This is a genomic window from Sulfurovum sp. (genome assembly GCF_041551015.1).
In the GTDB taxonomy this organism is placed as follows: Bacteria; Campylobacterota; Campylobacteria; order Campylobacterales; family Sulfurovaceae; genus Sulfurovum.
The window spans coordinates 12,765-31,195 of sequence record NZ_JBFENQ010000003.1; the positions used below are offsets into that span (position 1 = coordinate 12,765).

17 protein-coding genes are annotated in these 18,431 nt (G+C 37.1%); 14 read left to right on the forward strand and 3 right to left on the reverse strand.

Annotation, left to right across the window (positions count from 1 at the left end; all coding sequences use genetic code 11):
• Positions 1–37 precede the first annotated feature (37 nt).
• The 4 genes from ABZC96_RS00380 to ABZC96_RS00395 are packed head-to-tail and all read left to right on the forward strand — an operon-like array spanning position 38 to position 4,109.
• On the forward strand, positions 38–2,173 hold the full coding sequence (locus tag ABZC96_RS00380) for a transglycosylase domain-containing protein (protein ID WP_373028269.1): 2,136 nt from the start codon (positions 38–40) through the stop codon (positions 2,171–2,173).
• Between the two features lies 1 nt (position 2,174).
• Positions 2,175–2,783, forward strand: coding sequence for a DsbA family protein (locus ABZC96_RS00385; RefSeq protein WP_373028270.1), 609 nt, complete (start codon positions 2,175–2,177; stop codon positions 2,781–2,783).
• Positions 2,784–2,801: 18 nt separating this feature from the next.
• The gene (locus tag ABZC96_RS00390) at positions 2,802–3,422 is read left to right on the forward strand and encodes a cation:proton antiporter (RefSeq protein ID WP_373028271.1); all 621 of its coding nucleotides are present in this window, start codon (positions 2,802–2,804) and stop codon (positions 3,420–3,422) included.
• A gap of 9 nt (positions 3,423–3,431) precedes the next feature.
• Positions 3,432–4,109: a hypothetical protein gene (locus ABZC96_RS00395; protein WP_373028272.1), complete on the forward strand. Its 678-nt coding sequence runs from the start codon at positions 3,432–3,434 to the stop codon at positions 4,107–4,109.
• Positions 4,110–4,282: 173 nt separating this feature from the next.
• On the opposite strand, the gene ABZC96_RS00400 is transcribed toward ABZC96_RS00395, so the two are convergent.
• The 3 genes from ABZC96_RS00400 to ABZC96_RS00410 all read right to left on the reverse strand — a co-directional run bounded on the left by ABZC96_RS00400 (position 4,283) and on the right by ABZC96_RS00410 (position 7,842).
• Positions 4,283–5,311 (reverse strand): peptidase M42, encoded by a 1,029-nt coding sequence (locus ABZC96_RS00400; protein ID WP_373028274.1) that lies wholly within the window; start codon positions 5,309–5,311, stop codon positions 4,283–4,285.
• Between the two features lie 189 nt (positions 5,312–5,500).
• The gene (gene glnA, locus ABZC96_RS00405; protein WP_373028275.1) at positions 5,501–6,931 is read right to left on the reverse strand and encodes a type I glutamate--ammonia ligase; all 1,431 of its coding nucleotides are present in this window, start codon (positions 6,929–6,931) and stop codon (positions 5,501–5,503) included.
• Positions 6,932–7,053: 122 nt separating this feature from the next.
• Positions 7,054–7,842: a histidinol-phosphatase gene (locus ABZC96_RS00410; protein ID WP_373028277.1), complete on the reverse strand. Its 789-nt coding sequence runs from the start codon at positions 7,840–7,842 to the stop codon at positions 7,054–7,056.
• An 81-nt stretch (positions 7,843–7,923) separates the two neighbouring features.
• On the opposite strand from ABZC96_RS00410, the gene ABZC96_RS00415 reads away from it, so the two are divergent.
• The 10 genes from ABZC96_RS00415 to ABZC96_RS00460 all read left to right on the forward strand — a co-directional run.
• Positions 7,924–10,941, forward strand: a complete 3,018-nt coding sequence (locus tag ABZC96_RS00415) for an ankyrin repeat domain-containing protein (RefSeq protein ID WP_373028278.1) — start codon at positions 7,924–7,926, stop codon at positions 10,939–10,941.
• 92 nt (positions 10,942–11,033) lie between these two features.
• Complete coding sequence (locus ABZC96_RS00420) at positions 11,034–12,386, forward strand: peptidase U32 family protein (RefSeq protein WP_373028279.1); 1,353 nt, start codon at positions 11,034–11,036, stop codon at positions 12,384–12,386.
• A gap of 88 nt (positions 12,387–12,474) precedes the next feature.
• Complete coding sequence (gene purE / locus ABZC96_RS00425; protein ID WP_373028280.1) at positions 12,475–12,969, forward strand: 5-(carboxyamino)imidazole ribonucleotide mutase; 495 nt, start codon at positions 12,475–12,477, stop codon at positions 12,967–12,969.
• Between the two features lie 23 nt (positions 12,970–12,992).
• Positions 12,993–13,886, forward strand: a complete 894-nt coding sequence (glyQ, locus tag ABZC96_RS00430) for a glycine--tRNA ligase subunit alpha (RefSeq protein ID WP_373028281.1) — start codon at positions 12,993–12,995, stop codon at positions 13,884–13,886.
• 3 nt (positions 13,887–13,889) lie between these two features.
• Positions 13,890–15,050 carry a 5-(carboxyamino)imidazole ribonucleotide synthase gene (locus tag ABZC96_RS00435; protein ID WP_373028282.1) on the forward strand — a complete coding sequence of 387 codons (1,161 nt, stop codon included), beginning with the start codon at positions 13,890–13,892 and terminating at the stop codon, positions 15,048–15,050.
• Positions 15,038–15,538 carry a 5-(carboxyamino)imidazole ribonucleotide mutase gene (gene purE, locus ABZC96_RS00440; protein ID WP_373028283.1) on the forward strand — a complete coding sequence of 167 codons (501 nt, stop codon included), beginning with the start codon at positions 15,038–15,040 and terminating at the stop codon, positions 15,536–15,538. The genes ABZC96_RS00435 and purE (ABZC96_RS00440) overlap by 13 nt, the downstream gene beginning before the upstream one ends.
• A 1-nt stretch (position 15,539) precedes the next feature.
• Entirely contained in the window at positions 15,540–16,268 is a 729-nt protein-coding gene (locus ABZC96_RS00445) for a Nif3-like dinuclear metal center hexameric protein (RefSeq protein WP_373028285.1), read from the forward strand.
• A 61-nt stretch (positions 16,269–16,329) separates the two neighbouring features.
• Positions 16,330–17,049: a zinc ribbon domain-containing protein gene (locus ABZC96_RS00450; protein ID WP_373028286.1), complete on the forward strand. Its 720-nt coding sequence runs from the start codon at positions 16,330–16,332 to the stop codon at positions 17,047–17,049.
• Positions 17,050–17,059: 10 nt separating this feature from the next.
• On the forward strand, positions 17,060–18,229 hold the full coding sequence (waaA, locus tag ABZC96_RS00455) for a lipid IV(A) 3-deoxy-D-manno-octulosonic acid transferase (RefSeq protein ID WP_373028287.1): 1,170 nt from the start codon (positions 17,060–17,062) through the stop codon (positions 18,227–18,229).
• The coding region (locus ABZC96_RS00460) for a DUF167 domain-containing protein (RefSeq protein ID WP_373028289.1) at positions 18,219–18,431 on the forward strand (213 nt) is incomplete at its 3' end. The genes waaA and ABZC96_RS00460, both read left to right, overlap by 11 nt.

The following is an 18,431-nucleotide window of genomic DNA, read 5'->3' on the forward strand; positions in this document are numbered from 1 at the left end:
AATAAAAAAATGTATATATTCATCATAAAGGGTCTGCGTGTTTCATAGTTTAGTAAAAGGTTCCATTATCTTAGCCATACTATTTGGTGTAGCACTGACTGCAGCTTTTATTTATGCTTATCAAGAGATATCGTTAGATGCAGATAAACTCATTAACTATAAGCCAGAAACCTCTTCGATCGTTTATGACAGAAACGGTGAGAAACTTGCTTATGTTTTTAAAGATCAACACCGCCTTTATGCACGCTATGATGAAATCCCCGGTTTTCTCGTTGAAGGACTTGTGGCAATGGAAGATACACAGTTCTTTGAACATAATGGGGTGAACCCGGATGCGATACTCAGAGCAATAGTCAAAGATATTCAAGCTGGTGCTTTTGTTGAAGGTGGAAGTACACTGACCCAACAGCTTATCAAGAATAAAATACTCTCAAACGAAAAGAAACTTGCCCGTAAGATCAAAGAAGCCATCTTAGCACTGAAAATAGAACATGAGTTAAGCAAAGAAGATATCATTGAGCGGTATCTCAACGAAATATCATATGGAAATAACTACTTTGGTGTTAAAACCGCTGCAAACGGATACTTTCATAAAGAGCTTAATGAGTTAACACTCAAAGAAGCGGCTATTTTGGTAGGGTTACCAAATGCTCCAAGTTTCTATAATCCACTTAAGCATTACAAACGTGCTTTAGACCGTGCCAATAATGTACTCTATCGTATGAAAAGCATCGGGTGGATCACTCAAAGTGATTATCTTAAAGCAGTTAAAGAATCACCTAAAGTCTATAAGACCTCTTTAACACAAAATATAGCACCTGGCATAGTAGATGAAGTATTGAGACGTTTTAAAGGAAAACTAGGTGACATTCGTACCGGTGGTTATCAGATCTATACGACTGTAGATATGAAACAGCAAGCTATTGCAAAAGAGGCAGTTGATTTTGCCTATAAAAAAGCACTCGATAAATATAAAGAGAAAGCTGAAACCTCTACATTAAATGCTGCTTTTGTAGCAGTAGAGAGTAAAACAGGTGATATTTTGGCGATGGTTGGCGGGGCAGATTATGAAAAATCTGCATATAACCGTGTGACACAATCCAAACGTCAGCCCGGATCTGCATTTAAACCGTTTATTTACCAAACTGCATTGGACATGGGATATAATCCTGCAAGTCCATTGACAGACCTTGCAAGAACATTTCAATACTATCAGAATGGTAAACCAAAAATTTGGGCACCTAAAAATTATGAGCGTGATTTTCAAGGATTTGTTTCATTCAGAGAAGCACTGGTACATTCACGTAACCTTGCGACGATTAACTTAGTGTCTGATCTGGGTGTGAGTACCATTCGTAAAAGATTGGCATTTTTAGATGTACCTCATATTCCTAGAGACATGTCCATCGCATTGGGTAACCTTGGGCTAAGTCCACTGAAGATGGCACAGATATTTTCAGTCTTCGCAAATGAAGGTCATATGATAGCACCTAGATTAGTGAGTAAGATCATCTCTAAAGAAGGTGCTGTGATCTATGAAACACGTCCTAAAGAGATAGAAAACTTTACCACGCCAGAACAGGCTTACTTGATGACAGATGTATTAAAAGACGTTGTTAAAAGAGGTACAGGTAGAAATGCGAGGGTAGAAGGCATAGAACTTGCAGGAAAAACAGGAACCACTAACAATAACATAGATGCATGGTTCTGCGGATACTCTCCAACCATAGAAACTATCGTTTGGTTTGGTAGAGATGACAATACACGTATAGGAAAGGGAGCAACCGGAGGTGCTTTGGCTGCACCGGCATTTGCTTTTTACTATAAAAAATTATTAGAGCTGTATCCTGAAACAAAGCGGACATTTGACATACCTGAAGGTGTATTTAGAGGAGAGTATGAAGGTAAATCAGAACTTTACACACAAAATTCCCCACTACCTGACAGTTACAAAAAAACAGTACAAAATTATGATGAATATGATCAACTCTTAGAAGAAGAGACAAATATCACTGAAGATAGAGAGATAGGATTTGCACCTACGATCAATATTGATGAAGAACCAGTGTCTGCAGAAGATGAAGAAGAAATTTTGGAAGAAGATGATCCTTTGCATCCTAAACGGAAAGTGCCTTTGACACCTGTTTCCAACGATAGTGGTACACTGTTTTAGGATGCAAAAAGAGTTAATCTTTGTTGTTGACCCGATGTGTTCATGGTGTTGGGGGTTTGCTCCGATTATAGAAGAACTACGTACAACTTTAGGTGATGAGTACAGTTTCTCTTTACTTTTAGGCGGCTTACGTACAAAAGGTGAAATGCCTTGGAATGACAGATCAAAAGAGTATCTTAGTGGACATTGGAAACAAGTATCTCAAAGAACGGGACAAGCATTTTCAAATGGTTTATTTGAAAAAGAGTCTTTTGACTACGACACATATCCTGCATGCAAAGCTATCATAACAGTGCGTGAACTTTTTGGGATGGAAAAAGCTTTTACGTATTTACATATGATACAAGAAGCATTTTATACCAGAAATGAAGATATAACAAAAGTAGAGGTTTTAATAGACTTGCTTAACAGCATAACATCAGAGAGGGAATCATTTAGAACATTTTATGAAAGTGAAAGAGCGCAGGTTTTGATGGAACATGACTTTGCAAAAGCACGTTCTATGGGGGCAAATTCCTTTCCTTCTATTGTCGTTATAGATGAAGATGGGCATATGGTTTGTCAAAAAGGCTATAGAAGCCTGCTTGAAATGAAAAAGCTCTTAAAATAATAATATTAAAGGAAAATGATGCATAGTTTCGCACCGGGGATCATACTTATCACTATACTTGGACTGGTCGTATTTTCAGATGCACTGGCCAATAAATTTAAAATACCTTCCGTTTTTTTACTATTGATCGGTTCTTATACGATTTACACTTATGTACCTATGGCTGTACCTATAGACCTGCCACAATATTTTGATACGATCATTTTGTTCTGTATACCGCTTATCTTTATGGGTGATGCTTTACATTTGCATTTTAGTGACATTAAAAAACATGGTTGGAGTATCTTCTATCTGGCAGTGATCGCTGTGGCTCTTTCTATCACTGCCGGGGCGAGTATGTATTACTTCGGGATCTTTGAAGGTCTTACACTTGGTGCCTACGTCTCACTCTTTGCGATCAATATGGCTACTGATGCTGTCAGTGTGCAGTCGGTACTTTCACGATTTAAAGGTATAGGGCATGATATCAAAGTTTTGATCGAGGGTGAATCTTTGGGTAATGATGCCACTGCGGTCATTGCCTTTTTCTTTATCGGACTTCCTTGGATGATGAGTGGTACGATTGATGCTGCTGAAGCGACAATGGATGCACTGCGTGTCTTTGCAGTGAGTATGGGGATCGGGATAGGGCTTGGATAACTCTTCTATATGCTGATGAAACTGATCAATGATAAGAGAGGAGAGCTTTTTGTCTTTATCATCGAAGCGTATCTCTCATATGTAGTAGCTGAGCACTTTCATGTCAGTGGTATCTTGACATTGATCACGGCGATCATTGCAACTAAGGCTTGGATTGATATTGATATTAAGACGTTAGATGAAGTGAAAGCTAAAAAGAGCAAAACATTTTTGCAGAAGCTTCGTCTGCATGGTATTGATTCAACAACTTCTGAACGCATGGAGTATATCTATGAGATGGCAAAAGAATTTGGATATATCGCAGCGGTAATGATCTTTTTTGTTCTAGCAGAGATGGTAAGTCTTGAGAAGTTCTGGGAGTATAAAGTAGAGATATTAATGATGTTTATCATTACAACATTAATCCGTGCGATCTCTATGGCAAAGTTTGCTTTTTGGGGCAGTAAGCTTGAGCAGATCAAACCGGTAGGTTTTGAAGGGTGGTTTATCCTCACTTTTTCAGGGATGAAGGGTGCACTTTCTATCATCCTTGTACATATGATTCCTTCATCATTTGAGTATAAAGAGCTCTTTGAAGTGGTGACTACGGGAGTAGTAATGATGTCTATTTTTGTCTATGGAACCGTACTGTGGAGCTATTTTACATTTGTAAAAAAAGAAGAGGAACCTTCGATCTTTAAGAAGTAGAAAGAGTTAAGAGAATAATTCTCTTAACTCTTTAAACCTTTTGAGTACTCTTACATCACCTTCTTCTACAACGTTTATATTCTTGTAGAATAACATAGGCAGTACCCGCTTCATCATTGTTTGTATATAAAATTGAAACAGTATGCTTTCTTTTTAAACACTCATGTATTATTTTAAATATAAAGCTTTGTCAAGATCTTTATCATACTTTCAACTGATCTATTTGATGTCATTTCATTAACAGTATGATATCCAATCGTTGGAAATTGTAAGGTTGTACCTTGTATTTTTCCTTTTGATGCATGAATAATTCTTCCTAACTCAGTAGTACCAAGCGAGCGTTTGATTCCATTTTGTGTCATTTTATTTTTTAAATAAGCATCTTTATAATGATATTTAATATTTTCTTCAAGGGCTATTTTTTTCATTTTACTTTTAAGCGGTGATCTAAAATATCCATTTGCATCTCTTTGTCTAAATACGACATCAAGATGGGTCATATCTTCCAAAGTACTGTAAGGACTGGTATCAAGTACTAAAAGTTCATTGGTGGTCAGATCAAATCGTCTAAACCATTCGAGTAAAAATCTCCAGCTTCTACCAGCTTCTTCTGATGCAGTAAAGAAGGCTGTTCCTTTATATCCCCTATGATACATATATAGGATTATGGCAACAGATATGACATTGTCTAATTGAGCAGAGATCAACTCATCTTTAATTTCAAGTTTGTCCATAAATGCAATGGGTGTACCGGGGAGAAGATGGTCAAAATTATCTATCGTAAAGATAACATTGTTCCGTCTTTCACATAAAAATGCATCTTTAATAACCCCTAATCCCAAATAGCTTCCAGACCAAGGTTCATAGGCTTGTACTTTTTCATTTACAAATCTACCTGTAAGGTTATCTAAAAGTTCATCCGAGTTTAAAATACCTTTTAAATCTACTTGATTTTTTGCAACAAAGGCAGCATATTGAAATTCATTGTGTCCGGTACAAATGAGTCCATGCCTATCTGCATGAGCAGACATATATCCACAGGTAGGATCATTTCCTTTAGAGACAAGGACTCCATCAAAATATTCTACGGTGATACCTAGTTCTTCAAGCTCTCTTTTTAAAAACATAAAAAAAGAGTGTTCTGCTCCAACTACACTGGGAACCCGTATAAGTTGTTTTAAAATATCATAGAAGAGTTCCATTATGTGCTGTACCTTTTTATTTCATTGGGGTAAGTATTCCCAAAGCTTCCCTTGTATTAAATATACTTTATTTGAGAAAGTATTATAGCTAAAAAGCTTAGTGATTTTATTTTGAAATAAGTAGTTAAATTGTTGGTAGAATAAAATAAGTATTTCCCCGGAGATCGGGGAAATGAGATCGAGAAGATATTAGCAAGAGTATGTAGTCATATACTCAAATGCTGTTGGTCTACCTTCATCTGGCCAGATCTGTCTTTCAAACTGGTAGTGTTGGAATGTATCTATAAAGTCAGAAGTAAATACAGGCTTCAAGAAGTCATTATCTGCGATAAGCCCTTCAACTGCTTCTCTTAATGTATGAGGCATTTGAGGGATCTTCTTCTCTCTAATTTCATCAAGGCTAAGTTCAAATAGATCGATATCCATCGGTCCGACCATCTCATAACCACCATGTTTTATACCGTCAAGTCCTGCCATCATCAATGCAGCAAATGCAAGATAAGGACATGCCGTTGAATCTGGGAATCTTGTCTCGATTCTTGTAGCCATTTCACCTGCACCATAAGGGATACGACAAGCAGCTGATCTGTTTTGACTTGAGTAAGTCAAGATCGATGGTGCTTCAAATCCTGGTAAAAGTCTTTTGTATGAGTTTGTTGATGGATTTGTAAATGCAGAAACTGCTGCAGAGTGCTTAAAGATACCGCTTAGGTAATCAAGCGCTGTTTTACTTAGGTTACCATACTCACCCTGTTTATAGAAAAGGTTTTTACCGTCTTTCCAGATAGACTGGTGTACGTGCATACCGTTACCGTTATCACCGTAAAGCGGTTTTGGCATAAATGTTGCTGTCTTACCGTTAAGGTGTGCTACCATTTTTACAACATACTTATATTTCTGCACGTTATCTGCTGCTTCGATAAGTGTACCGAACTTGATACCAATTTCGTGTTGACCTTGTGCTACTTCGTGGTGACCAAGCATCACTTCAAGACCTACCTCTTCAAGAAGCAACATCATTTCAGCTCTTAAATCTACACCTGAATCTGTAGGCATTACCGGGAAGTATCCGCCTTTTGTACCTGGTCTGTGACCCATGTTCCCTTGTTCATATTTTGTATCATAGTTCCACCCACCCTCTTCAGTATCTACCTTATAGTAGGCAGAGTTGATGTCATCTCTGAACTCTACGTTGTCAAAGACAAAGAATTCATTTTCTGGTCCAAAGTAAGCTACATCACCGATGTTTGCTTCTTCAAGATACTCAAGTGTTTTCTTAGCGATCGATCTTGGACATTTTTCGTACATTTGACCTTTGTAAATGTCATAAACGTCACAGACTATAATGATCGTACTGTCAGCTGTAAAAGGATCTAGGAATGCAGTCTCAACATCAGGCTTAAGGATCATATCTGATTTGTTGATCGGCTGCCAAGCTTCGATAGATGAACCATCAAACGGAAGACCACCATCAAGTTGTTCTGCAGTTACAGCACTCATTCTATAACTGATATGGTGCCATGCACCTTTAATGTCTGTAAATCTAAAGTCTACAAACTCTACTTCATTCTCTTCACAATATTTAAAAAACTCTTCTGTGTTGTTCACAAAATTACCCATGTATTTCTCCTAAATTAAATTATATGTTCATTATAGCGAGTAATCATTTAGAGGAGACAATTTTTTTGTCTAAAAATTAATCAATTGTATATTTAAGCTTTTTTAGGACTTGAATTTTGTGTTTAAAAATTAACCAATGCTCTATCACGGCCTTGAAAAGTAGCAGCTTGCGTGTAACCAATTTTTTTTGTCACCAGGGTTGCAAGATCATATCCTAAACCGATTTGATCTACAGCATGTGCATCTGAAGCAAAGGTGATTGGGATATCCAATTCATAAGCAATTTCCAATAATGTACCTGATGGATAGAGTTCACCGATAGGTTTACGTATACCAGCAGTATTGACCTCTAAAACCATATCAGATCTCTTGATGGCTTGAAGTGCATTTTTTGCCAAGCTTCTTATATCTTGCTTTGGCATAAATTTAAATACTTTGATAAGGTCAAGATGTCCTACGATGTCAAATTTTCCACTTTTTGCCATCGCTTCTGTTGCTTCAAAATAGGCTTGCCATATCTCATCAATGTTTTTGTTTTTCCATCCAGAGATAAATTCAGGATTATCAAAACTCCATTTATCTATGAAGTGTACAGAGCCTATAAGATAGTCAACTTTTGCATTTAAAACCCTGTCGTCCATATGTCCTGGAAGATAGTCCACTTCATAACCCAATAGTATATTTATGTCATTTTTATAACGCTCTTTTGCGCTTAGTATATCATCTGTGTATGCTTGCATCTCTTCAAAAGACAGACGATAATTCGGGTCAAAATCCATCGGTGCATGTTCAGAAAATCCATAAATATCTATGCCTAATTCTATGGCTTTTTGGATGTACTCATCAACAGTACCTTCAGCATGGTTACAACGTGTTGTGTGGTTATGTATATCTATTCGTGTCGTTTTCATAATTGGGATTATACCATATTCACTTGTGACGTATAAATATAAAATTAATTACATCAAATAAAAATTGTTGTAGAATCATTTATGAAAAAAATTATTTTAAACTTATTCTTGATTGTTCTTTCTTTTTATAATGTTGCTTATGCTGATATAAACTCTGTAGCTTCACTCAAAGCATTTATAAAAGATGGGCAAAAGAACAATTATTTTCCAAAGACTATTTTACTTAACACCTTTAGTCAGAAAAACAAATTAATCCAGGTCGATATTGACTTTAGAACAGTGATCCATTGGAATATCAATTCAAGATGTCCTGATCATGAGGATGAGATCATACTTGCACTTGGTAATAAAAACCACTCTATTGTCTGTAATGCTGGAGATACGGCAGGTATTTTAGGTACAGGAGATAACTGGGTTGAAGATGCGACAGGTAATGACATTTATTATCCAGGTAAGGGTAATGATACTTTAGATACAGGTTCAGGTAATGATATTTTGATATTTGATTCTCATTGGGGTCACGATAAGGTGACATTGCATTCGCATAAAGTAAACAGGGATTCAATTTTGGGGTATGATGGATCATATCCGTGGGAATACAGTGATTTTATTATCTTTGGGCAAGAGGTAAAACGAGAAGATATCGTTTGGCAGGGAAAGAAACTTTACCATCTTAAAACAGGAGACAGTATTGAACTTAATACCAAAGAAGTGAATATACTTTTTGCCTCTGATCCTGATAATAACTTGAACTCTGTACCTACACAGGAGCTTATCGCTCTGGAGGATCTCAAATCAGAGAGTATTTTTGTAAAAGATAATTATCTTTATCTTGCCAAAGGAAATGAGGGACTTTATATTGTAGATGTTAAAGATTCTTCCAACCCTGTAGTTATATCTAAACTGATACTTCCAGGAAGAGCACGTGATGTGAGTATTGAAAATAATATAGCTTATATTGCACAGGCAGATTATTATCTTGAAGGCAAAAAAGGCTGGGTGAGTATAGTTGATATCAAAGATAAAACTTCACCCAAACTTTTAAAAACTTTAAAGTTTGGTAGTGCAATTCATTCTCTTGCAGTAAATGAGAGCGTATTGTATATACCCGATACACATGGAATAAAAGAAGACAAAAGAGCATTACATATCTATGATGTCTCAAAACCTGCAGAACCGTACTTGATCTCTACAACAAAACAGAAAAATTTTATGAGAATGATGGTTTATTTGGATAAAAAATTATATTTCAGTGATGCTCGAAGATTAAAAATTTTAGACGTGAGTAACCCCAAAATACCAAAAATAGTAACAAACACGGCTCTTCACAATCAAAAAGTCTACAGTATACGTGTGAAAGATGATTTTTTAGTATATACACATCATGATCATGGTATGAGTGTGTATCATTTAGAAAAAGATCATACTTTACAAAATATTTGTGAGTTAAAAACAGTGAAAAAGAGTAAACTTCACGAGTTTATTCATCGTAATACGTTGGTGATAGAAGATGATCTTATTTATAGAGCAGAGGGGCCTAAAGGTGTTTCTGTTAGCAGTATCAGTGAATGTAAGGTGGTTAATGTATTGCCTTCTGAAACGAAACCATGGACCACAGCACTTATAAAAATGGATAATAAGCTTGTAAGTTTTACTACTGGCAATCGGGGGAAAGTCTATGATCTAAAAGAGGATATGGTTCATATAGAACAACAGCTGTCTTCTGTTAAGAAAAAAACTTCAAATATTGTTGTCTCTAACAAATTGAGCAAGGATCAGCTTCAAACACTGCTTTATAAAACTGTAATGAAAAATGATCCAGAAGAGGTCAAACGCCTATGTAATCTTGGGGCAAATCCTAATGTATCTGGTCATGAACGGTACACACCTGTGGAGATCGCAGCAAGAGTGGGCAAGGTAATGGCACTTGAAGCACTGCTTGAGTGTGGAGGAAAGCCAACTAAAAAAAGTATGTTCCTCGCTGCACTTACTGAACAAAATGAAGCGATGAAAGTACTTGTAAAATATGGTGTACCTGTGACGATTAGGGATAAAGATGATTGTACTACTTTGCACTTTATTGCACAAGACGGTAGTCTTGATATGGTAAAGTATCTTATAGAAAAAGGTGTCCCCTATAACGCAACATGCAGAAATCTAGAGTCACCATTAACATGGGCAAATTATGGAAGTAACTGTAGCGTCATCGAGTACCTTGAAAGCCTCTACCCTCCATCACACAAAAAGACAGAAAATAAAAAATGTGAAAGCAGAAAACTCAAGGAAGACGTAAGAAAGATCAAAGAAATTGTAAGAGAGCTAAATGTGAATAAAAGATCTAATTACATTGATAGAGATGGTCCTACAGATATGAAGATAAAAGCTATACAAAAGGGGGATGAGCTCAGAGTGAAGTTTTTGATCAAAAATCCTATGTTGACAGAGGAGCAGGCAACAAAAAAAAGAATCAATATTGATTTTATAGAACATATAACACTTAGAGTTGGAGAGAGGATTGTGTTTGATATGTCAAACAGTGCTAATCTAAGTAGAAACCCTCTTATCATAGTAAATACAACGAACTTTGCAACAGATAACAACGTGACATTGACTATCACAGACAATCATGGTAAAAAAGAGAGGCAAAGTACTAAGATCAAGGTTATATCTATGCCTGTGGGACACGAAATCTCTTTAGAGAATGATAAAGTACGTAATTTTACAAAGAGTCATCCGAAACTTTGGAAGGCAAAAACAGTCACTGATGCAGCTGAAACACTCTATGGTGACGTAGCATATTATGAAGGTAATTTTGAGATTACTATGCCGAAGATTGTTAGTAATGGTGCTGCGGTAAACATTGAAATAAAATCTGATCTGGATCTTGAATCCATGGCACTTTTAACCAATGCAAACCCATATTCTACTGTCGCTGTATTCTCTATACCAAAAGGTACAAAAATGGATTACGCTTTGAAGTTTAAAGCAAAAAACTATGTTGAACCCTATGTAGTGATCATTGCTAAAGGAAGAGATGGAAAGTTCTATAAAACTATAAAGATCTTTCAAGTAGCACGAGGTGGTGACAACTGTTCCTGAACCTTGTCTGCATAGGTGGTTATTGCTTATAAAACTGTTTTTTACCACTAATAGGATAGAATAAGAACCAAATAAATTCCATTAGGCAAAAGATGACAGATCAAAATAAAGTAGAACTTTTAGCACCTGCAGGTAACTTAGAGAAGATGAAAATCGCTCTAAACTATGGGGCAGATGCAGTATATGGAGGTACGAGTACCTTTTCATTGCGTATTCGTTCAGGAAAAGAATTTGATATGGAATCTTATGCTGAAGGGATAGAATATGCCCATGCTCGTGGCAAAAAAGTGTACTCTACAGTGAATTCATTTCCTTTTAATTCACAAATAAAACTCTATGAAAATCACATTGCCAAGATAGCTGAGTTAAAACCAGATGCGCTTATTGTCTCTAGCCCGGGTGTGGTAAAGATAGCAAATCGCATTGCGCCAGATATTCCTATTCACCTTTCTACACAGGCCAATGTGATGAATGCAATGGATGCAGAGGTGTATTATGATCTTGGGGTAAAGCGTATTATCGTTGCACGTGAAATAAGCCTTAAAGATTGTGAAGCAATTAAAAGTCATTTACCCGACTTGGAATTAGAGATATTTGTGCATGGTTCTATGTGTTTTGCCTACTCAGGACGTTGTCTCATCTCTTCATTACAAACGGGTCGTGTGCCTAACCGTGGATCTTGTGCCAATGACTGCCGTTTTCCTTATGAGATCTATGCACATAATCCTGAGTCTGGTACGACTTTTAGATTGGATGAAGAAGAGGGGATTGGCACTTACATTATGAATGCTAAAGATATGAATATGGCGTCACATGTTGATGAGATACTCAAATCAGGTGTTATAGACTCACTGAAGATAGAAGGACGTACTAAGTCTCCTTACTATGCAGGTGTGGTCACAAAAGCCTACCGTCATGCTATAGATGACTACTATGCCAACGACTTTGATGAAAAACGTTATCAAAAAGAACTTGCTACAACACAAAACCGTGGGTTTACAGATGCGTATCTTCTTTCTCGTCCTTTTGAACGTAAGGATACAGAGTCAAATGAATTTTCAATACAGTATGGTACACATCAAGTTGCAGGACTTGTGGATGAAGATGGCTTGACTTGGAAATGTAAAGACAAAACTTGTTTAGGTGATTCGGTAGAGATAGTTCTACCTGTGGATGCCACTGTAGAACTTGTCGATAATGATATTGGTACAATAGAGGAAATAGCAGGATCGTATGTCATCACCTTTAAAAAGCTTACGACTAAAGAGGGTAAAGAGCTGGAGTGTGTACATAGCGGGAATGTGAATGAAATACTCTTACCTGCAGTGTTACCAGGATATACTATCTTAAGACGTGAAATCGCTGAAGCATTAGAAAAAAAGGGACTTACCGAAACTTCAACTCCTATGAAGTTAGAACAACAAATAGGAAGTGAAAATGATTAAACTGAGTCAATGACGAAGCTTCAGTGAGAGGAATTGAAGATGAGCTTTGCTTATCTTCATGGAGAAAGAAAGTAGAAAAGGATTAATAATGAAATTTGTATCTATTGTCATCGCTTCGAAAAGCGATTATGGGGTGATGGTTGAATGTACTGAGGCATTAAAAAAATTTGGTGTGCCGTATGAGCTTATTGTCTCCTCCGCGCATAGAAGTCCTGAGAGAACTAAAAAATATATTCAAGAAGCAGAAGAAAAAGGGGCACAGGTATTTATAGCTGCTGCAGGAATGGCAGCACATTTAGCTGGTACAGTTGCGGCCCATACCACTAAGCCTGTACTTGGTGTACCGGTAGATTCTGGATCACTCAAAGGGGAAGATGCACTTTTAAGTACAGTCATGATGTCAGAAGGTATGCCTGTAGGTACTCTTGCCATTGGTAAAGCAGGAGCTGTTAATGCTGCGTATTTAGCGATTGAGATCATGGCACTGCAGGATGATGAACTTAAGGTCAAACTTCAAGAAGACAGAATCAGCAAAGCAAAAAAAGTAGAGCTTGATTCTTCTGAAATTGAAACAATACTATAATAAATATATAAGAGATAAAATAGATGAATAAAAACGCCATTACATTTAGTGAACTTTTGTTAAAACTCCAACAATTCTGGGCGGAGCAGGGCTGTAACATTGTACAGCCGTATGACATTCCATCAGGTGCAGGGACATTCCACCCTGCAACACTCTTGAGAAGTCTGGACTCTCAGCCTTGGTCTGCTGCGTATGTGGCTCCTTCACGCCGTCCGACAGATGGACGTTATGGGGAAAATCCTAATCGTCTTGGTGCATATTATCAGTTTCAAGCACTAATCAAGCCAAGTCCTGACAATATTCAAGAGCTTTATTTGAAGTCTTTGGAGTACTTAGGACTTAATTTACAAGAGCATGATATCCGTTTTGTAGAAGACAACTGGGAGTCTCCAACCTTAGGTGCATGGGGTCTTGGTTGGGAAGTATGGCTTGATGGTATGGAAGTGACACAGTTTACTTATTTTCAACAAGTTGGTGGAATCACTTGTGATCCTGTAGCTGTGGAGATAACCTATGGTACAGAGAGACTTGCGATGTACTTGCAAGGTGTGGATTCAGTCTATGACTTAGTATGGAATCGTATGGGGGACACTGTAACAACGTACGGTGATGTGCATAAAGAGACAGAATACGAGTTTTCAAAATACCATTTTGAAGTGGCCAATGTTGAAAATCTGTTCCAGCACTTTGAAGATGCAAGCAACGAATGTAAAGTCTGCTTAGAAGCCGGATTACCTCTTCCAGCGTATGATCAGTGTATGATCGCTTCTCATGCCTTTAATGTACTCGATGCGAGAAAGGCTATCTCTCAGGCACAAAGACAGAATTATATTCTCAAAGTAAGAGAACTCTCTATAGGATGTGCGGAGCTTTACAAAGCGCAGGAACAAGAGCGTAATCAAAGAGTAAGAGGGTAAATCTTGATAGATAAATTAGCCAATTCAAATTTAAAACTAGGCATCATCTCGGGTGGCCAGTTGGGTAAAATGCTCATTCAAGAGGCAAGTAAGTGGGCAATAGCTACCTATGTACTTGACCCTGACCCAGATTGCCCAGCTAAGCGCATAGCAACAGAGCATGTGCAAGGTGATTTTCTTGATTTTGACACGGTATATGCCTTTGGTAAAGAGGTAGATATCTTGACCTATGAAATGGAAAATATCAACATTGAAGCATTGCTTCAACTTAAAGCTGATGGTTTTAAAATCGTGCCTGACCCTCAGGTACTTGCACTTATTCAAGATAAGGGCTTACAAAAAGAGTTCTATCAAAAACACAATATTCCGACATCACCTTTTGCTTGTTATGAGAATACTGATGCAATCACTAAAGCTATAGAAGAAAAAGTCTTTACCTATCCCTTTGTTCAAAAATTGAGAAAAGGTGGATACGATGGCCATGGTGTAGCCCTGATACACTCTGCAGAAGATAGGCTACTTGATGGCTCTTCTATGCTTGAGAAAAAAGTTGAAATAGATAAAGAAATTGCTGTCATTGTGGCAAGGAATGACTTGGGTGAGGTACGTTGTTTCCCCACAGTAGAGATGACATTTGATGCAAAAACCAATTTAGTAGAAGATCTTTTCTGTCCTGCAAATATCAGTGGAGAAGATGTAAAGATAGCGGAAGATCTGGCGATAAAAATTATTGAAAACCTGGAGATGGTAGGGCTTTTAGCTGTAGAGTTTTTTATAGATCTAAATGGAGAGATACTGGTAAATGAAGTCGCACCAAGACCACATAATAGTGGTCACCATACCATAGAGTCTGTGATGACTTCTCAGCTAGAGCAGATGCTCCGTGCCATATTGGGGCTTCCTCTTGGGAGTACCAATCTCATTATGCCATCAGTTATGCTTAATCTTTTGGGTGAAGCGGGGCATACAGGAGAGGTGCGTTATGAAGGACTTAGTGAAGTCTTATCAATTGAGGGTGTAAAAGTACATCTTTATGGAAAACATCAGACAAGACCTTCTAGGAAGATGGGACATGTTACAGTCTTGGCAGATACTGTTGAGAATGCATTTGAAAAAGCAGATAAAGTTAAGAATATTATAAAGGTTAAATCATGGGAAAAGTAGTGGTAAGTATAGTAATGGGATCAGACTCTGATCTTCCTGTCATGCAGGAGGCTGCCAAGATGTTAGAGCAGTTCAATGTTGGGTATGAGCTAGATATCGTCTCAGCACATAGAACGCCAGAAAAACTTTTTGAATTTTCGAACAATGCACATAAGCGTGGAATACAAGTCATCATTGCTGGAGCTGGAGGTGCAGCACATTTACCTGGCATGATAGCTTCAATGTCTCCATTGCCAGTCATAGGTGTACCTGTAAAGTCAAGTAACTCAATTGATGGATGGGATTCGGTACTCTCCATACTGCAAATGCCTGGTGGTGTTCCAGTGGCTACAGTGGCACTCAATGGAGCTAAAAATGCAGGTATTCTTGCTGCACAGATCGTTTCAACTGCTTGTGAAGAGACAAGAGAAGAGATCATTGCATATAAACAAAGTCTTGCTGAGCAAGTGATGGAAAAATCAAAAAGAGTAAAAACTCAGAAAGATTAGCATGAAGCTGCAAGAAATATACAACCATTTAGATAAAGTAAGTCCCTTTGAACTCCAGGAAAAGTGGGATAATTCTGGACTTATCGTAGGAGATATGTCTAGAGAAGTATCTCAAATTGTAGTGGCATTGGATATAGATGAAGAGATGATAGAAAGTACAGAGGTGAATACACTTTTTGTGGTACATCATCCGCTTATCTTTGGAAATTTAACACAGCTTGATTTCTCAAAATACCCTTCAAATCTACTTGAAAAAATGATACTCAAAAAGCAGTCATTGATTGCATTGCATACAAATTTTGATCAGACACATTTAAACAGATATGTTTTTGAAAAGGTTTTAGGCTTTAAAATAGAGTCACAAAATCCTTTTGTATGTACGACAAAAGGAGAGTGGCATTATAAAGAACTTTTGACCCTCCTAAAAGAGAAATTGAACTTACCTACACTTAAAGTAATAGGTAAGAAAGAGAAGATCAGAACTATCGCTTTAACTACGGGTGCAGGGGCTTCACTCATGGATGAGGTAGAGGCTGACTGCTTTTTGACCGGGGACATTAAGTATCATGATGCGATGAAGGCTATGAGTGAAGATTTAATGATGGTAGACATCGGACATTATGAAAGTGAAAAGTTTTTTGCAGAGATCATTTTGGATGAGTTGAAAGTTTTACCTCTTTTAGCTATAATTTCAAATTCAAAAAACCCATTTCATATTGAAACAATATAAAGTATGGTATAAACCTCTCAAACTAATGATTGAGAACCCTTAAACTCCAAAAGGACAGATATTGAACAAACACCTAAATGAGCTCATTGAGCTTTCAAAAATTGACAGAGCTATAGACAGTTACACACCACAACTTGAAGCGGCAAATAAAAAAGTAGCAAAAGTAGAAAAGAAGATCAATGCAGCACAGGCTGAACTTGATACATTAAATGCAAGTATCGTTGAAAATGATGCAAGAGTAAAGACATTTGAAGATCAACTTACAATGCTACATGAGCAATTGGCTTTAAATGTAAAAAAATCTAAAGATATCACAACAGAAAAAGAGATGAAAGCACTCTCTTTGGAAGAAGATATTGCTAAAGAAAAGATGACTTTTGCAAATGAAGAGATCGAAAGACTTCAGAAGATCAATGAAACAACGAAATTACTTTTAGAAGAAGCAAAGGCAAAAGTAGAAGCACTTACAGAAGAATATACAGCAATGAATGAAGTTGTATCTGTAGAAAAAGCAGAGATTGAAAAAAGCAAGGGCGAACTTTTTTCTGAAAGAGAAAAGCTTAGCAGAGACCTTGAACAAAAAGTTCTTGCATTTTATGAGAAGATCCGTATTTGGGCAGGTAACACAGCGGTTGTTCCTGTTAAAAAACAAGCATGTTACGGATGTTATATGAAGCTCAATGACAAAACGTATTCAGACGTGATCAAAGCGGATGAGATTTGTAATTGTCCTCACTGTGGTAGAATTCTCTATATAGAGAGTGTTACAGCAGAAGCATAAGTGATGCACTATGGAGAAATTTTTCTTTTTTCTCTATAGTTTTCTTTCTTTTTTTCTTTATGTTATTGCCCTTCCTCTTTTAGCCTTTTTCTCTTTTAAAACAAAATATAAAGATTCATTGCCTGCAAGATTTTTCTTATGGAATAACAAGCCTTTAAAGCCTCATGGTATCTGGTTTCATTCTTGTAGTTTTGGGGAAGCAAAAGCAATCAAATCTTTAGTGGATGAATTGCCACAAGAGAGTTTGCGTATGACTACAACAACGTATACGGGTTATAAAGTGATAGAAAATTATACAAAAGAGAGCAGATATCTGCCTTTTGAACCTTTACTTTTTGGGTGGTTGAAACCGCAAAAGGCATTGGTGGTGATGGAGGCTGAGTTTTGGTATCTTCTTTTTGCATTGGCACAGAGCAGAGGAGCTAAAACAATACTGATCAATGCACGTATGAGTGATAGGTCTTTCCCCAAGTATAAAAAGATAGAATGGCTTTATAAACAGATCTTTAAGCATATAGATGAAGTGTATGCACAAACAGATAAAGACAAAGAACGTTTAGAGTCTTTGGGAGCTAAAAATGTAGTGATTACAGGTAACATTAAGTTGGCTCACTTACCTGATGTGACAAAAGAGATCAAAAAGCCTTCAAGTCTGGTTGTATGTGGAGCAAGTACGCATGAAGGAGAAGAAACACTGATCCTGGATGCCTTTGCTGCATTTAAAAAAGAACATCCGGAGGCAGTTTTACTTTTAGTGCCACGTCATCCTGAACGTTTTGACAAAGTAGCTAAAATGATGGAAGCATTTTCTGCAGAAAATCACTGTACTGCACAACGTTATTCTCAAAATGAAGTCTTAAGTTCAGATATTGTCTTAGTAGATACTTTGGGTGAATTGGTCAATATGTATGCGATCAGTGACATAGTCATCCTTGGTGGTGCCTTTCAACCCATAGGCGGACACAATGCCGCAGAGGCAGCGCAATTTGGATGTAAGATCATTTCAGGAAAGCACTACTTCAATCAAAAAGATATTTTTGATGCCATTGAAGGTATAGTAGTAGTAGAAGCATCAAATCTTTCAAAAAGATTGCTGCAGTATGGGTTGCTTAAGCCCACTGTGATAAAAAGTAAGAGTGATACAACACTCATCATAGAGAGCTTAAAGAGTGTTTTATAACATAGAAGATGAAACAGTCAGTCTAAGTATTAAAGCACAACCAAATGCCAGTAAAAGCGAGTTTTGTGAAGCCTATGGTGATGATAGTATTAAGATACGGATTAAAGCACCTGCAGTAGAAGGTGCAGCAAACAAAGAGTTAATAAAGTTTCTTGCAAAAAGTTTTAAAGTCTCAAAAAGTGATATACTTTTTAAAACAGGA

Bases quoted from the DNA above. Each gene is read 5' to 3' on its own strand.
- ABZC96_RS00385 (WP_373028270.1), top strand. From the start codon at position 2,175: ATGCAAAAAGAGTTAATCTTTGTTGTTGACCCGATGTGTTCATGGTGT.
- ABZC96_RS00390 (WP_373028271.1), top strand. From the start codon at position 2,802: ATGCATAGTTTCGCACCGGGGATCATACTTATCACTATACTTGGACTG.
- ABZC96_RS00395 (WP_373028272.1), top strand. From the start codon at position 3,432: ATGCTGATGAAACTGATCAATGATAAGAGAGGAGAGCTTTTTGTCTTT.
- ABZC96_RS00400 (WP_373028274.1), bottom strand. From the start codon at position 5,311: ATGGAACTCTTCTATGATATTTTAAAACAACTTATACGGGTTCCCAGT.
- glnA (WP_373028275.1), bottom strand. From the start codon at position 6,931: ATGGGTAATTTTGTGAACAACACAGAAGAGTTTTTTAAATATTGTGAA.
- ABZC96_RS00410 (WP_373028277.1), bottom strand. From the start codon at position 7,842: ATGAAAACGACACGAATAGATATACATAACCACACAACACGTTGTAAC.
- ABZC96_RS00415 (WP_373028278.1), top strand. From the start codon at position 7,924: ATGAAAAAAATTATTTTAAACTTATTCTTGATTGTTCTTTCTTTTTAT.
- ABZC96_RS00420 (WP_373028279.1), top strand. From the start codon at position 11,034: ATGACAGATCAAAATAAAGTAGAACTTTTAGCACCTGCAGGTAACTTA.
- purE (WP_373028280.1), top strand. From the start codon at position 12,475: ATGAAATTTGTATCTATTGTCATCGCTTCGAAAAGCGATTATGGGGTG.
- glyQ (WP_373028281.1), top strand. From the start codon at position 12,993: ATGAATAAAAACGCCATTACATTTAGTGAACTTTTGTTAAAACTCCAA.
- purE (WP_373028283.1), top strand. From the start codon at position 15,038: ATGGGAAAAGTAGTGGTAAGTATAGTAATGGGATCAGACTCTGATCTT.
- ABZC96_RS00445 (WP_373028285.1), top strand. From the start codon at position 15,540: ATGAAGCTGCAAGAAATATACAACCATTTAGATAAAGTAAGTCCCTTT.
- waaA (WP_373028287.1), top strand. From the start codon at position 17,060: ATGGAGAAATTTTTCTTTTTTCTCTATAGTTTTCTTTCTTTTTTTCTT.